Annotated in this window: 14 protein-coding genes and 1 tRNA gene; 5 read left to right on the top strand and 10 right to left on the bottom strand. The window is 63.2% G+C overall.

Annotated features, from left to right (window positions below):
• Positions 1–57 precede the first annotated feature (57 nt).
• Entirely contained in the window at positions 58–1,140 is a 1,083-nt protein-coding gene (locus NGR_RS16315) for a hypothetical protein (protein WP_012707580.1), read from the top strand.
• Between the two features lie 71 nt (positions 1,141–1,211).
• Here NGR_RS16315 and NGR_RS16320 read toward each other — a convergent pair.
• Positions 1,212–1,288, bottom strand: a tRNA-Pro gene (locus NGR_RS16320).
• 193 nt (positions 1,289–1,481) lie between these two features.
• On the opposite strand from NGR_RS16320, the gene NGR_RS16325 reads away from it, so the two are divergent.
• Positions 1,482–1,697 carry a hypothetical protein gene (locus NGR_RS16325; protein ID WP_012707581.1) on the top strand — a complete coding sequence of 72 codons (216 nt, stop codon included), beginning with the start codon at positions 1,482–1,484 and terminating at the stop codon, positions 1,695–1,697.
• Between the two features lie 78 nt (positions 1,698–1,775).
• Here NGR_RS16325 and NGR_RS16330 read toward each other — a convergent pair whose 3' ends face one another.
• From NGR_RS16330 to NGR_RS16345, 4 genes are read right to left on the bottom strand one after another with little or no spacing between them, the layout of a single operon-like run.
• Positions 1,776–3,026, bottom strand: a complete 1,251-nt coding sequence (locus NGR_RS16330; protein WP_012707582.1) for an O-antigen ligase family protein — start codon at positions 3,024–3,026, stop codon at positions 1,776–1,778.
• Complete coding sequence (locus tag NGR_RS16335; RefSeq protein WP_164924255.1) at positions 3,023–4,585, bottom strand: undecaprenyl-phosphate glucose phosphotransferase; 1,563 nt, start codon at positions 4,583–4,585, stop codon at positions 3,023–3,025. Before NGR_RS16335 ends, NGR_RS16330 begins: the two co-directional genes overlap by 4 nt.
• 58 nt (positions 4,586–4,643) lie before the next feature.
• Complete coding sequence (locus tag NGR_RS16340) at positions 4,644–5,816, bottom strand: glycosyltransferase family 4 protein (RefSeq protein ID WP_164924256.1); 1,173 nt, start codon at positions 5,814–5,816, stop codon at positions 4,644–4,646.
• 4 nt (positions 5,817–5,820) lie between these two features.
• Positions 5,821–6,396: a polysaccharide biosynthesis/export family protein gene (locus NGR_RS16345; protein WP_012707585.1), complete on the bottom strand. Its 576-nt coding sequence runs from the start codon at positions 6,394–6,396 to the stop codon at positions 5,821–5,823.
• Positions 6,397–6,609: 213 nt separating this feature from the next.
• Here NGR_RS16345 and NGR_RS16350 point away from each other — a divergent pair, with 213 nt between their 5' ends.
• Entirely contained in the window at positions 6,610–8,742 is a 2,133-nt protein-coding gene (locus tag NGR_RS16350) for a GumC family protein (RefSeq protein ID WP_012707586.1), read from the top strand.
• Between the two features lie 42 nt (positions 8,743–8,784).
• Here NGR_RS16350 and NGR_RS16355 read toward each other — a convergent pair whose 3' ends face one another.
• Positions 8,785–10,032 carry a GNAT family N-acetyltransferase gene (locus tag NGR_RS16355; RefSeq protein ID WP_012707587.1) on the bottom strand — a complete coding sequence of 416 codons (1,248 nt, stop codon included), beginning with the start codon at positions 10,030–10,032 and terminating at the stop codon, positions 8,785–8,787.
• Between the two features lie 210 nt (positions 10,033–10,242).
• On the opposite strand from NGR_RS16355, the gene NGR_RS16360 reads away from it, so the two are divergent.
• Positions 10,243–10,893 carry a CatB-related O-acetyltransferase gene (locus tag NGR_RS16360; protein WP_164924257.1) on the top strand — a complete coding sequence of 217 codons (651 nt, stop codon included), beginning with the start codon at positions 10,243–10,245 and terminating at the stop codon, positions 10,891–10,893.
• Between the two features lie 2 nt (positions 10,894–10,895).
• Here NGR_RS16360 and NGR_RS16365 read toward each other — a convergent pair whose 3' ends face one another.
• Positions 10,896–11,636, bottom strand: a complete 741-nt coding sequence (locus tag NGR_RS16365; RefSeq protein WP_012707589.1) for a metallophosphoesterase family protein — start codon at positions 11,634–11,636, stop codon at positions 10,896–10,898.
• A 13-nt stretch (positions 11,637–11,649) separates the two neighbouring features.
• A complete protein-coding gene (locus NGR_RS16370) occupies positions 11,650–11,862 on the bottom strand; it encodes a DUF2842 domain-containing protein (protein ID WP_164924605.1) in 213 nt (70 codons plus the stop codon).
• Positions 11,863–12,032: 170 nt separating this feature from the next.
• Here NGR_RS16370 and NGR_RS16375 point away from each other — a divergent pair, with 170 nt between their 5' ends.
• Entirely contained in the window at positions 12,033–13,136 is a 1,104-nt protein-coding gene (locus NGR_RS16375; protein WP_012707591.1) for a COX15/CtaA family protein, read from the top strand.
• Positions 13,137–13,210: 74 nt separating this feature from the next.
• Here NGR_RS16375 and argC read toward each other — a convergent pair whose 3' ends face one another.
• Together argC and speB are read right to left on the bottom strand one after the other, a co-directional pair.
• Complete coding sequence (argC, locus tag NGR_RS16380) at positions 13,211–14,137, bottom strand: N-acetyl-gamma-glutamyl-phosphate reductase (protein WP_012707592.1); 927 nt, start codon at positions 14,135–14,137, stop codon at positions 13,211–13,213.
• An 84-nt stretch (positions 14,138–14,221) separates the two neighbouring features.
• On the bottom strand, positions 14,222–15,178 hold the full coding sequence (gene speB / locus NGR_RS16385) for an agmatinase (RefSeq protein ID WP_012707593.1): 957 nt from the start codon (positions 15,176–15,178) through the stop codon (positions 14,222–14,224).

Genomic DNA, 15,178 nt, shown 5'->3' on the forward strand with positions numbered 1-15,178 from the left:
GACCTCTCGATTGACGTGGCCGGGCGGTGCCGGCATTCGCAACCACGGGAGGAAGCCATGCAGATTGCTGACCATATTGAACGCACGAGAACGGATCGGTCGGCGCCCGAAGTCCTGGACCGGCTTCAGGCGATCTATCAGCGTCGGCAGAAGGAGGAATGGCGCGCAACGGTGGATAGGCTGGATGCGCTGCGCCAGTCGTTCGGGGAAGAGCGACGGCAGATCTTTCCGCCCGCCTTGCGTGACCGGATCGCCAGCGCCGCACGGGGCGGAAGACGGGATGATCCCCGCGGGCCCGGCCTACGCTACAAGTCGCTGATCGAAGCCAGAAATGCCGAGGTTGACCTGAAGGCGGTCAAGGGGCTGCACGACCGTGCCTATGACAAGTTTGGTCAGTTGGTGAAGGGCTACAGTGCGTTTCACTTTCATGAATCGGTGGTCGGAAGCCTGGCCGATGCCTTGGTTCAGCCGCCGATCGTGTACGCCCCGCCCGATCCGGACAAGGAAAAGCTGTTCTACCCGCATTTCGGCGGCTGCTGGGATCGGCTTGATCAGAACCAGGCGACCGGCGACGGAGCGATCGTCGAGAACCGTTCCTATCTCGATTGCGCCGCCCGCATGGGATCCAAGCTTGTCGCCCGGAACGACGACGCGTCCGATGTGGACCTGCTCTGCGCCTACCGGGAGAACGGCTATCTCGTCCCCTTCAAGACGCTTCGCACCGGCATACTCCAGGTCAAGGCCGATCTGTCGGCCCTCGTTTGCCGCCATCATATCGCGACCTATGACGAGTTCGGATGGTCCGACTTCCATGCCACGACGCGCGGCAGGCTCGTGATGGCCGTGTTCTGGAACTGGGATGACGTCGATCCGGCCAACGAGGTGAGCAACCAATGGTTCATCTCGGGTCTCGATTGCCGGGGCGACGGCGAGAGCTTCCCGGGCACGAGCGTCCAGGCGGTCCCCGGTGAAAGACGAATCATCAACCTGTTCACCGAGATGGCCTTCCCGGCCGGCCGCGAACTCTGGGTCTATGTCGGCGTGGCCGATCGGATCTGGGCCCTGCTCAACGACGTCAGCATCGATATCTCGATCGACTCGGCCTGGCTGCTCAACTCGCTGGCAATTCGTTCGATCTGAAATGAACGCCACAGTGGAAATCCGTCCCCGGTGGCGGGAACAGAATAAACCTTGATTTTCAGGTAATTAAATGGTCGGAGCGGCGGGATTCGAACCCACGACCCCTTGACCCCCAGTCAAGTGCGCTACCGGGCTGCGCTACGCTCCGACCCGCTTTTTTACAAGCCCGCTCTCCTTAGTCGGAACAAAGGGAGGGCGCAAGGGGAAAATCGATTTTCGGTTGCGCTTCCGCAGCTTTGAGGAAAGCGGTGTGACGTCGGGCGCACCGGGCGAGCGGTTTTGTGATTTGGTCGGCGGCAGAGGCGCGGCTACACTGCGCCTGCAACAACAGGAGAAGCCTCATGAAGCGCATCCTCGTACTTGCAGCCGCCCTCGCGCTTTCCGCGACGGCAGCATCAGCCGCGTGTCTCGGTCACAACGACACCACGGCCTCGGTGAACCCGGCAGACAGGGAAATCACGACGGCCAGCGTCACGAAGACCGAACAGTCCAAGCCAGCAGACGAGCTTCTCCTGCAGCAGAAGCTGCAGCAAGAAGAAGCAACCGCCGAAGACTAAGCCAGGAGAGCGGCGAATGCGGGCCTCGTCGGGCGCTCTATGGCGCCTTCGGGGCCCGCTTTCCGAGCGCAGGCGGCTTCAACGCAAGGCGAGTTTTTCGGCGCGGCCCTCCCGTCGATTGCGGTATTCGAGCGCGGCGCATCCCCAGACAATGCCGAGCAGCAGGTAGAAATGGCGCCAGTGGTCTGTGTCGATGACATTGCCGATCCCGACATGGCCGACGAGCGTCACCCAGGCGATCATCAGATAAGGCTGCCAGGGCCGGTCGCGCAGCAGCAGCCGGAAGCCGAGCGTGAGCGTCCAGACGATGAGCGTCACATAGGCGACGAAGCCCAGCCAGCCATAGGAGGTCAGGCATTTCAGCCAGACATTGTGCTCGTCCTCCAGGAAGATCGTGCCGAACATCAGCGGGCCGATGCCGAGCGGCCTTTCCATCGCCATCAGGAAGCCGATCCGGTGCCGGTCGAAGCGCCCCAGGTGCCCGCCGTCGTAATCCTGCACGAGTTGGGAGCGGCTTGAAAAGAGCGTCGCCACCTGCTCCGATTGCAGGGCGGCGGCGAGTGCCGCCATGACGACGAGGGCGCCGCAGAGCGTAAGTACGAGAATTCTGAGCCGGAACAGCCCGCTCCGCTCCTTGAGGAGCATGACGAACACCAGCGCGACGACGCAAAAGAGATTGAGCGCCCAGGCCGCGCGGGAGAAGGAGAGGAAGACGCCGAGGGTCAAGACTACAAGACCGGCGATTTTCAACGGAGCACGTTTGATCGGCTGCGTCAGCAGGCCGTGCACCAGATAGACCATCGGCGCGACGAGAAACGGCCCGAAGACGTTCGGATCCTGAAATGCTCCCTTGGCGCGGTCATAAAGGGTGAAGTTGGCCGCGCCCGGGATCGCCCCGAAGTAACCGAGAATGCCGAGAAGGGCCGTGATGACGGCAGCCGAGACCCAGGCGTTGAAGATGAGCCCCAGTCGCTGGTGACGGTCTTCGATGATCGCCGCGAAGAACACGGCCGTCAGTGCCAGGAAGCCGGAGACGGCCATGTATGTCGGCCCGGTTGCGAGGTCGACCATCACAGTCAGCGACAGGATGCCGCCGACCATGAAGAGAAGGAGCAGGGCGAGCAGGGGGGCGATGGCGCGCGAAATCTTCAGCCCGAAGAGCGACCAGAGGCCGATGAGGCCCGCCATGAAGACTTCGTAGGGTGCGGGCTCTGCGATGACGAAGCCCGACAGGAAAACGCCGGCGGCGACGAGGGCTGAACCGATGATCGAAACCGCGGCGAGCTGCGGCCGAACGATGGCGACCTGGGAGGTGTCAGCGGCGATCAATACGCGTTTTCCGTATTGAGCAGTCGGATGGGCGTCAGAAACAGGATCTTGAGGTCGAGAAGCAGCGACCAGTTCTCGATATAGTAGAGGTCGAAGGCGGTGCGGAAGCGGATCTTCTCGTCATTGTCGATCTCGCCGCGCCAGCCGTTGATCTGCGCCCAGCCGGTGACGCCTGGCTTGACCCGGTGGCGGGCGAAATAGCCCTCGACGACATCCGAGTAGGTGCGGTTGTGCGTTTGGGCGAGAACGGCATGCGGGCGCGGTCCGACAAGCGAGAGCTCGCCTTTCAGCACGTTGAAGATCTGCGGCAGCTCGTCGATCGAGGACTTGCGCAGGAAGCGGCCGACCGGCGTGACGCGGGGATCGCCCTTCGTCACCGCGTTGCGGGCGGTCGGGTCGCTCATGTGCGTGTACATCGAGCGGAATTTGTAGACTTCGATGATCTCGTTGTTGAAGCCGTGGCGCTGCTGCTTGAAGATGATCGGGCCGGCCGAGGTGAGCTTGACGGCCATCGCGGCGACCAGCATCACGGGCCAGAGCAGGGCGAGCGCCACGACGCTGAAGAAGACGTCGAAGCATCGTTTGGCGACGGAATCCCAGTCGGCGATCGGCTTGTCGAAAATGTCGAGCATCGGCACTTGGCCGACATGGGAGTAGCTGCGCGGCCGAAAGCGCAGGTTATTGGCATGGGCCGCGAGACGAATGTCGACCGGCAGCACCCAGAGCTTCCTCAAAAGCTCGAGAATGCGCTTCTCCGCCGTCAGGGGCAGCGAGAAGATCAGCATGTCGATCCGGGCGAGCCGCGCGAACTCGACGAGTTCGTCGACGGTCCCGAGCTTCGGGTAACCGGCGATCACATGTGGCGAGCGCCGCTCGTCGCGATCGTCGAAGATGCCGCAAATGCGGATGTCGTTGGCCGGCTGGTGCTCGATGGTGCGGATCAGGTCTCTTGCCGGCGTGCCGCCGCCGACGATCACCGCGCGGCGCTCCATGGTGCCGTTTCGCGACCAATGCCGGATCGAGTAGGCGATGAAGGCGCGTTCGGAAACGAGAAACAGCGCACCGGCGACGAACCAGCCGCCAACCCAGACGCGCGAATAGAGATGGCCCGATTTCAGGAAGAAGAGAACCAGCGCGATGGTACCGAAGGTCGCCACCCAGGCGGCCAGAACGCGCGGCGTCATCCTGAGCCAGGCCCTGAGCGCCGGCACCTGGTAGGTGTCGGCGATCTGCATGGCGATCACGGCCAGCGCCGAGCCGAGCACGAGGATGGCGAGATAGACCGGTAACTCCTGAAGCCCCGGACGGACATATTGCGTATTGATCGCATAGCCGATCGCAAAGAGGGCGCAGAGATCGAGCAGGCGGATGAGGCCGATGATCATCGACGGAGAATAGGTATCGGCCTGGAACTGCAGCGCGATCTGGCGGGCCAGCGGATTGAGCGGCGTCGGTGTCTTGTCGGCTTCTTTTCGGTCGAGCGACGTGGTTCGGATCTCGGAGACCTTCTTGCGAAGCGCCTCGGTATCGAAGGTCTCGGGCCTGTCAATCTGGTTCATGGTGGCTTTCCGGAGCGCTGTCCCTACGCCCGGATAGCAGAAAGCCACTAAGAAACGCTTACGTTGTGCGAAGGCGCGGCTCGGCGAAGAGCGTTTCCTCGGTAAGTTCGCGATAGAGCAGCATGACCCGCCCTGTCATAACGGCAGCCGAGAAGTGGGACTTGAAGCGATCCGCATCGGGCATCGTCCGGGCCGCCCAGTCCTGGTCGACGGCGGCGGCGGCCATGACCTCGGCAAGTGCCCTTGCATTTGCCGGCTCGACGAGCGCTCCGCTGTCGGCACCCAGCACTTCCGGCATGCCGCCGACGCGGGACGCGATGACCGGTTTTCCGGCGGCGAGCGCTTCGAGAAGGATGTAAGGCATCGCTTCGGCGCGAGAGGGAATGACGACGGTGCGGGCAAGCGCAAAGGCGTCGCGCGCCTTCATCGCCGGGCGCATCCTGATGCGGTCGCCGAGCCCCATGCGCGCGATCGCTTCTGCATATTGGGATTGCTGCGGACCGTCGCCGACCATCAGGCCCGATAAAGGCCGCCCCGCAAGACGCTCTGCCGCTGCGAAACTCTCGATAAAGAGATCGGGACCCTTCAAGTCACGCATCATGCCGATATAGAGAAAATCGACGACGTCCGGCCTGGTCGCGACCGGCGCGAACTCCGAGTCGCCAATGCCGTTGTAGATCAACTCGTTTCGCCCGGCGGGCCGCCCGACCTTGGCGAAATAGGTCTGTCGCTCGAAATCGCAAACGAAGACGAGCGCGTCGGTCAGGCGTTCCTGCAGGCGCTCCATCCGGAAGATGGCGCTGCCGGCCAGCGATCTCCGCTCATAGTGAAGGCTGCCCCCGTGGGGCGAATAGAGGCGGGCTACGCGATACTTGTTGACCCGCAGCGCTGAACCGATGATGCGCGCCAGCACGCCGCCCTTGGCGCCGTGCCCGTGCAGCACATCCGGTTGCAAGCTTCTGATTTGCTTGTAGCTGCGCCAGAGTGCGCCGATGTCCGATGCCCCGATCGTGCGATGGATCGGCGTGCGGACGATGCCGAGTGCCAGAAAGGGACGGATCTCGTCGAAAAGCGCGTCCTCGTAGGACCCGCCCGTGGTGCTGTCGCAGAGAATTCCCACCTGATGGCCTGCTTGCGCATGCGCCTCTGCGAGATCTCGAACGTGGCGGAAGATGCCGCCGATCGGCGATCTGAAGCAATGGAGGATGCGCAAGGGGCGTTCGGTGAGCATGGGTTCAGAACAGCCGTTCGCGGACATAGATCGTGTCGCCCGCAAGCACCGGATCGGTGATCGGCACGCGACCGGTAATGATCCGGCCGTTGACCTTGCGGGTGATATCGGCATTCGCCTGGTTTGCGCGGGGCGTGAAGCCGCCGGCGACCGCGATGGCGTTCTGCACGGTCATTCCCGGAACGTAGCTGTATTGGCCGGATTGGCCCACTTCGCCCATGATGAAGACCGAGCGGTAGCGATCCACCTCGATGGTCACGTCCGGATCGCGCAGAAAGCCTTCGCGCAGCTTGGATGCGATCATCCCCTCGAGTTCCGGAAGCGTATGGCCGCGTGACGGCACTCCGCCGATCAGTGGGAAAGCGACGTAGCCGGCCTGGTCGACGGTGTACGTGCCGCTCAGGGCCGGCTGTTCGAACACGGTGACACGGAGGCGGTCGCCGCTGTCCAGCCTGTAGGGCTGGATCGTCGCCTCGCTGAACCCCTTGGGAGCCGGCTGGTAGCTCATGCAACCGCTGGCGAGCGCCGACAATATTGCCACGGCGAAAGCGCGTGCTGTCTTTGTGCCTGCGATCGACATGCGTGTTCTCGTTGGCTCCGGAATGATCACCTCTCGGCGATGTTATCGATCCGTTAGGGTTAATAGCCGGTAAACTCCCGGTGGAATTTCGATGCGGGCCGCGACCCCGTATCGTTCCAGGGTGACGACACCCAACAGTTGTGCCTGCAATTAACACTTGCGTTACCATGTTCCTTTACCTTCCGGCCGAATGCGGAAGCTTTGGGGTGTGGCATGTCGGGCGTCGGCGGTCAGCAGGATGTGGATATCGATCTCGGCGGGCTGTTTCGCGCCATCTGGCAGCGTCGCGCCCGCGTTTTGCTCGCGACAGTCGGTGTCGCGGCGCTCGCCTTTGGGGCGGCGAAAATGGTCGCGCCGGCCTACGAGAGTGAAGCGCGTGTCCTGATCGAATCGCGCGAGCCGGAATTCAGTAGCCCGAACCAGGCTTCTCAGACGGGTTCGGACCGGATGTTCGACGAGTCCGGCATTGCCAGCCAGGTGCAAGTGCTGCGATCCGCCGACCTCATAAAACAGGTCGCCCGCAACATGAAGCTGCACGAGCTGGAGGAGTTCGATCCATCCGCGCAGCCCTCCGCGGTCTCCGATCTTCTGGTCATGCTGGGCCTCAGGAAGAACCCGCTCGAATTGCCGCCGGAAGAGCGGATCCTGAAAGAGTTCAATACGAAGCTGCAGGTTTACCAGGTCGAGAAGTCGCGCGTGATCGCCATTGCGTTCAGCTCGAAGGATCCGCAGCTTTCCGCCGCCATTCCGAACGAGATGGCCAAGGTCTATCTCTCGCTGCAGAGCGGCGCGAAGCTCGATTCCAACTCGGAAGCCAGCCGCTGGCTGGAGCCGGAGATCGCCAATCTCAGGGAAAAGGTTCGCGAGGCCGAGGCCAAGGTTGCCGCTTATCGCGCCGAATCCGGATTGTTTCCAACCGGCGAGACGGAGAATTTCGCGACCCGGCAGCTCACCGATATTTCAACGGAGCTGGCGCGGGTCCGGGCGGAAAGGGCGAATACGGCGGCGCGTGCCGAAGGTGTGCGTGCAGCGCTGGCCGACGGCCGCCCGGTCGAAACGATTACCGACATCGTCGGCTCGCCGATGATCCAGCGGCTGAAGGAGAGCCAGGCCAATCTGCAGGCGCAGATCGCCGATTTGTCGACCTCACTGCTCGACGGACATCCACGGCTGAAAGGGCTGAAATCGCAGCTCGAAGGCATTCGGGAGCAAATTCGTGCCGAGACGCGCAAAATTCTCTCCAGTCTCGACAATGAGGCGAAGGTCGGCCAGCTTCGAGAACAGCAATTGCTACAGCAGTTGAACGCGCTGAAGGCCCAGTCGGCGCAGGCGGGGGAGGAAGAAGTGGGGCTACGTGCGCTGGAGCGCGAGGCGGCGGCCCAACGCCAGCTTCTGGAGACCTATCTCGCCCGTTACCGGGAAGCGACATCGCGAACCGTCGCGAACGCAACGCCTGCCGATGCCCGGGTGATTTCCAATGCGGTCGTCCCGACCGTTGCGAGCTTTCCCAAGGTGGCACCGATCACGATCGTTGCGGCGCTGGCAAGCTTCCTGATCAGCTGCGTCGTCATCATGCTGGGCGAGCTTTTCAGCGGCAGGGCGTTGAGGCCGGTTTCGGGGTCCGGATTGAAGCCCGAAACCGCGCTGCCGGCAGCAGCCGTTCTCGCCGATGAGGCGTCGGCACCGGTTGTCGCATACGAAGCACCCCACGAGGAAGTGCGAGAGGAGCAGGAGCCGGGCATTGCGGCAGAGCACGACTTCTCGATCGAGTCGGTGGCCGAGCATCTCATCGGCAACGCCATCCGGGTCGCCGTTGCGGTCTCGCCGGGCGGGGACGAGGGATCGACGGCAACGGTGATGCTGGCGCGCCTGCTCGCCGAGGAGGAACACAAGGTCGTGCTCATCGATCTCTCCGGCTCGGCCTGCCCGACCCGACTGATGGCCCAGTCGCCGCACCTGCCTGGAATTACGAACCTGCTGTCGGGGGAGGTCGCCTTCGCGGAGACGATCCATGCGGACAGATTTTCCGGGGCGCATATCATCCCTCAGGGCGATGCCGATCCCCACGCGGCGATGCGCGGTATCGAGCGCCTGCAGATGATCATCGACGCGTTGACCAATGCCTATGATCTGGTGCTGGTCGAATGCGGTGCGGCGGATTCGGCTGCCGTCGCCAAGGTGGCTCGAGGCGAGGAAGTCGAGATCATCGTTTCGGCTCCTTCGGTGAGCGAGGAAAAGATCATCGAAGAACTGACAAGCTTCGGAGAGGCCGGATACCGCGACATCGTGCTGATGACCGGCAGCGGCGACAGCGGCCCGGAGCTTCCCGACCGCCGCGCGGCCTAAGACAGATCGCGGCTCCGGCCCGCCACCGGTTCGAAGCCGATCTCAATCGTCCGCGGTTTCTGTGGTGGCCCGCAATATCCGGCGCCGTCCGCGCTGTACCAAGGCATAAAGGGTCTTGTTCGCCTTTATGGTGCGTTTGGCGCGCACCACGGCACGATGCAGGCCGGCTGCCGCATGTCCGCGCAACGTCAGCGGCAGGGTAATGTCCCGCAAGGGGGTCTCCATCGTGCACCACGATCGCTTGTAGGGTTGATCGCCGATGCCGAAGTCGAAGAGCGCGACACCTTCGCCGCAAAGACGTTCGATCACCCGGTAGAGCAGCAACTCGCCCGGGCTGCTGTCGGCGGCGATCATGTGGTCGATCGAACCGAACTGGCAGATGACGTGGTCGCCTTTTCTCGACAGGCCGGTGACGGCAATGACCCGGCCCTCGTGCTCGCCCCTGAGGCGGATCGCGTTGAGTTCGAGCAGCCTGTCGCCGGCGGATGGCCGGTCGATCAGCAGACGAAAAAAGGCGCGGATCTCCGAATTGTCGAACACATCCGGCAGGCCCTGGGCTTCGAGCCGCGCGGTTTTCTGCCGGAAGAACGCGTCCAGCAGCGCATGGGCGTCCGCCGGCTCGCGGGCAACGACATAGTCGTAGCCGCCGAGTTCGGCGAGACGCCGCTCGGAGAGGCGCATCTTTTTGCGCCGGCGTTTTGCGTTGAGCTGGGTGAGCGTGCGCTCCATGTCGCCGAGGAGCCCGAGCTGGAAAGAGGCGTTCGGATTGGCGATCCCAGGCAGGGCGGCGAGGGGGTGGGGCAGGCCGCGCCACAGCGCCGGTGTCTTTTCGAGTGCGACGACATCGGCGTAGGCGCGAAGCGCGCGTCGAATTCCCTCTGTCAGCGCGCGGCAGAGTTCGCCCCGCGGCGCGCGATCGACGTCGGCGGCAAAAAGCCCTGTGTTCAGGTTGCTGTGTGCGGTCGCGATCAGTCTGGCGGTGCGGAAGAAGCAACCGCTTTCGATCTCGAAGGGCAGGAGGAAAAGCAGTTGCTTGCCGAGAGCGCCGCGCACGACCAGCAATTGGCTCCTATGCGCACGCTTCCAGGCCGCGCACCAGTCGAAGCTCTGATGCAGGGAGTTCAGCTTGTTTGCGTCGAGCGCGCGCCAGTCCGCCTCGACCTCCGCCAAGTCGCGATGAACGGAGAGGGTGATCGGTTCGGCAGGGCGAGTTTCGACGGCCGCGTGCGCTCGGCTGTCACGCGACGATTGCCGGCTCGGTGCGGCAAGGGTGAAATAGGAATTGGCCATCTCTCGGATCGTTCAGCATGCGTCTTGTTCTATTGGACCGCAAAAGTGGCTAGAACGCATTAATTCCAGCGTGGCTTCGTCCGCGATCGGTATATGCGGTTAGCAAAGCATGAAGCGAGGGATCATCAGCGGCTTGGAAATCGTCGCTGCGGCGTTACATCACGCTGCCGATAAGGACCTCACGAAGAACTGCAATTTATGGACCTGCCGATGATGCCTGGTGATGCCTTGCCTGACCCCGACGCCCAGTTTCCGGTCACCGAGTTTCCACGGATCGGGTTTCTCAAGAACCTCGTGCATTCGCCCCTGATAGAGGTCGGTGAATACAGCTACTATGACGATCCGGAAGGGCCCGAATATTTTGAGGCGAAGTGCGTCCTCCATCACTACGACTTCGTCGGAGATCGGCTGGTGATCGGGCGTTTCTGCGCGCTTGCGACAGGCGTTCAGTTCATCATGAACGGCGCCAACCACGCGCTCGGCGGCTTTTCGACCTTTCCGTTCGGCATCTTCCCCGGCGCCTGGCGCGACGGCTTCGATCCGGCCGCCTATGCGACGGGCTATCGCGGCGACACCATCGTCGGCAACGATGTATGGATCGGCATGGAGGCGGCGATCCTGCCGGGCGTCACTATCGGCGACGGCGCGATCGTCGCGGCGAAATCCGTGGTGACGAAGGATGTCCCTGCTTACGCCATCGTCGCCGGCAATCCGGCAAGGGTTGTCAAGATGCGGTTCCCGGCGGCGACCGTCGAGCGCTTGCTGGCGATTGCCTGGTGGAACTGGCCGCTCGACAAGGTGACGCGCAATATCGCGGCAATCACTGGCGCAGACATCGAGGCGCTCGAAACTGCGCTGTAGCCTCAGTCGAGAAAGCCGGTGGCGAGCACCCTTGCCCATTCGGACCGGTTGCGCTCTGCGGCGCGGCGCGACATCGCCATATGATCGTAGCGCACGCTGCGGAAGCTGACGTTCCAGTCGACCCCGTCTTGCTCAAGAATGGCGTAGCGCGCGTCCGGCGAGCCGGTTTCGACCCTATGGGCCACGGGTCGATCATCGTCGTAGCCCGGGCAGCCGACGCTGCCGGGATTGACGAGGAGGCGCCCACCCGATAGCCGCACGGCCCGCGGGATGTGCGTGTGACCGCAGAGGATCACCGCGCAGTCGATGCCCGCCGCAAAACCTTCGATCGCTTCACGCGCCGCCATGTGGACGACGCCGTCGGCTGTCAACGCCTCCATCCAGTAGGTCTCGTCGCTTGTCGGCGTGCCGTGGCAGAGGAAGAACGTGTCGCGATAGACAAGCGTTTCCGGCAGCGTCGCCAGCCAACTCCTGTGACCGGGCTCAAGTTCGTCGTAAGCCGCACGATCCGACGGTCCCATCTCGGCTGGATCAAGCGTCAGAAGATAGCGATCATGATTGCCGCGGATCGCCGGCATCTTGCGGTCGATCAGAATGTCGGCCGTGCGCGCGGCGTTGAGCGGGCCGCTCAGATGGTCGCCCAGATTGACGACCTCGTCGATCCCCTGTGCGTCGATATCCGCCAGCACCGCCTCGAGTGCCAGGTCGTTGCCGTGAATATCGGCGATGACGGCGATCTTCATGGTGCGCCTCCACTCAGCGATTGTTTGCCGGTTTTTCCATCCATTTTATGATCAGCATCGCAGGAAGGATCCACAGAAGACCGGTGAAGAAGAAATAGAGAAGATGCACCCACCAGGGGGACGCGCCGAGGAGGAGCGAGGCGAAGGTGACCGCCGCCAGCGCGTAGACGATGACAAGAATGATGATGAGGACGGTGCCAATCAGTTTTCTGAGGCGTACGGGCATCGGACTTCTTTCGGAGGGCGACAGTCGAACGGGACCAATTTGGAATTGGCCGCGACGGCATGCCGCAAAGGCTTCGGCCTTGTTTTGCACGGCGCTCTGGTGCAAATCAACGGCTTTCAAACGGCAACCCGTTCATTGAGAGGTTGCAGCCGGCAAACGAGGAAGACGTCATGGCGCATGCCGACCTGGCAACGGAACAGTCGCTGCGGAGCGAGATCGACAGAACCGATCACAATCGCCGTCAGATCCGCGGCTGGCTCGCCGTCGTGCTGTTTGCCCTGTTTGCCCTGGTGATTGTCGGCGGCGCGACGCGCCTGACCGAATCCGGCCTGTCGATCACCGAATGGAAGCCGATCCACGGCGTCATTCCGCCCTTGTCGGCCGAGGAATGGGAGGAGGAATTCCGCCTCTACCAACGCATTCCCCAGTATGAGCAGATGAACAAGGGCATGACGGTCGAGGCGTTCAAGACGATCTTCTGGTGGGAATGGGCGCACCGTCTTCTCGCCCGCTCCATCGGCGTGATCTTTGCCCTGCCGCTTCTCTTCTTCTGGCTGACGGGCCGGGTCGAGCGGCGACTGCGGCTGCCGCTCCTCGGCATTCTGGCGCTCGGCGGTTTTCAAGGCTTCATCGGCTGGTGGATGGTTTCCTCGGGCCTCGTCGAACGGACCGAAGTCAGCCAGTACCGGCTGGCCACCCACCTGGTCATCGCCTGTCTGATCTTTGCCGCCTGCATGTGGATCTACCGGGGGCTTTCACCCCACACTGGTGATGCAGCGCCGACGCAAAGGTCGCAAACGATGGCCGGCATCATCGCCGCCATGAGCCTCTTCCAGATCTATCTGGGCGCGCTCGTCGCCGGCCTCGATGCCGGCCTGAGCTACAACACCTGGCCGCTGATGGACGGTGCGATCGTACCGGGCGATCTCTTCGTGCAGCAGCCTGCCTGGATCAATCTCTTCGAGAATCCGAAGACGGTGCAATTCCTGCATCGCGCCGGCGCTTACCTGCTGTTTGCGCTGGCCTTCGCGCATATGGTCGTGTCGCTGCGTGCAGCATCGGGCACGACCCATGCGCGCCGTTCCGTGCTGCTCTTTGTTCTGCTGACGGTCCAGGCGGCGATCGGCATCACGACGCTTCTACTGCAGGTGCCGATAGTTTGGGGCGTGCTGCACCAGGCGGGCGCGCTCGTCGTGCTCGGCTTCGCCATCGCCCATTGGCGCGGCTTCGTCGGCGAATATCCGAGACCGGCAGCCATCGAGGTTCGCCACTGATCAGCCTTTGAATTGGACAAACAAAAACCCCGGCAGCACATGACGGCCGGGGTTTTGCTTCTTGACCTTCCGTCTCAGGCAGACAGCATCAGGTCCATGTTCTGGACGGCCGCGCCCGACGCGCCCTTGCCGAGATTGTCGAGCAGGGCGACGAGGTTCACATGCGCACCGCCCGGGGTGCCGAAGACGAAGAGCTTCATCGTGTCCTTGCCGGCAAGCTCCGTCGCGTCGATCCGGGCAAGCTGCGCGCTTAGCGGAACGACTTCGACGATCGACTGGCCGGCATAATGCTCGACGAGCGCGGCATGGATGCTTTCCAGTGTCGCGCCGGGCGCGAGGTCGTCGAGATAGAGCGGCACTTGGACGATCATGCCCTGCGGGAACTTGCCGACCGATGGCGAGAAAATGGGGGCGCGCTCGAGCATGCCATGCATTTTCATTTCCGGCACGTGCTTGTGCTTGAGCGGGAGGCCGTACAGGAAATGCGGCGCGCTGATATGGTCGGCGTGGTTCTCGTCCTCGATCTGCGCGATCATCTGCTTGCCGCCGCCGGTATAGCCGGAGACCGCGTTGACGGTGACCGGGTAGCCGTCCGGCAGGATGCCTGCCTGGCGCAGTGGCCGGATCACGCCGATCGCACCAGTCGGATAGCAGCCGGGGTTGGAGACATGGCGAGCGTCGCGGATCTTCGCCGGCTGCGCCTTGTCCATCTCGGCAAAGCCATAGGCCCAATCGGGGGCGACGCGATGCGCCGTCGACGTATCGATGATGCGGACGCGATTGTTGCCGGCGACCATGGCGACCGCCTCGCGCGACGCGTCGTCCGGCAGGCAGAGGATGGCGATATCAGCGCCATTCAACAGGTCTTCACGCAGTGCCGCATTGCGGCGTTCCGCTTCCGGGATCGACAGGAGTTCGAGATCCGAGCGACCGGCCATGCGCGCGCGGATTTGCAAGCCCGTCGTGCCGTGTTCGCCATCGATGAAGATCTTCGGTTTCATGATTGTCCTGCTCCTGCAGACGGTTACGGAGTTTTCCGGAATCAGTCTGGCATAGACTTGAATCAGTTTCTTGAACGGCAGCGATCAGCCGCGCCGTTCCGCGAGCCATTCGGCCCTGAGGCCCAGCATATACATGGCGATGGTCGAGCCAGCAATGGCGGTAAGATCGGCATGGTCATAGGCGGGCGCCACCTCGACCACGTCGCTGCCGGCGATATGCAAAGCTCCCAGCTTGCGCAGCACCGAGAGGATCTTGGCGCTGGATGGACCGCCGGCGACCGGCGTGCCGGTGCCCGGCGCGTAGGCCGGATCCAGGCAATCAATGTCGAAGGTCAAATAGGCCGAACGGCTGCCGACATGCCGGACGATGGTGTCGGCGATCTCCTCGGCGCGCATTTCTTCGACTTCATAGCCATAGACGATGCGGATGCCGCAGTCGTCGGGCGCATGCGTGCGGATGCCGATCTGAATCGACCGCTCGGCGTCGATCAGCCCCTCGCGCGCGGCCCGGCCGACGAAGGAGCCGTGGTCGATGCGGCCCTTCTCGTCCGGCCAGGTATCCTGGTGCGCGTCGAACTGCACCAGCGCGAGGGGGCCGTGGAGCGCCGCATGGGCCTTGAGGATCGGATAGGTGACGAAGTGGTCGCCGCCAAGCGTCAGCAGGTAGGCGCCCGACTTCAGGATCCTTGTCGCCTCCCGCTCGATGGTCGCGGGCGTCTTCGCATGGTTGCCATAGTCGAGCAGGCAGTCGCCGTAGTCGACAGTCGCCATGTCTGCGAAGAGGTCGCGCTGGAACGGGTATTGCGGATCGTTGTCGAAGATCGCCGAGGCGCGGCGGATCGCCTGCGGACCGAAACGGGCGCCGGGGCGGTTCGAAGTGGCGGCGTCGAAGGGAATGCCCCAGACGACGGCGTCGACGCCTTTGAGCTGCTTCGTATATTTTCGGCGCATGAAGGAAAGCACGCCGGCATGGGTCGGGTCCGTGGCCGCACTATGAAGCGAGCGGGTGGTGACGGCGTGATCGATGGTCTTCGGAGCCAT

Source organism: Sinorhizobium fredii NGR234, from assembly GCF_000018545.1.
Lineage (GTDB): Bacteria > Pseudomonadota > Alphaproteobacteria > Rhizobiales > Rhizobiaceae > Sinorhizobium > Sinorhizobium fredii_A.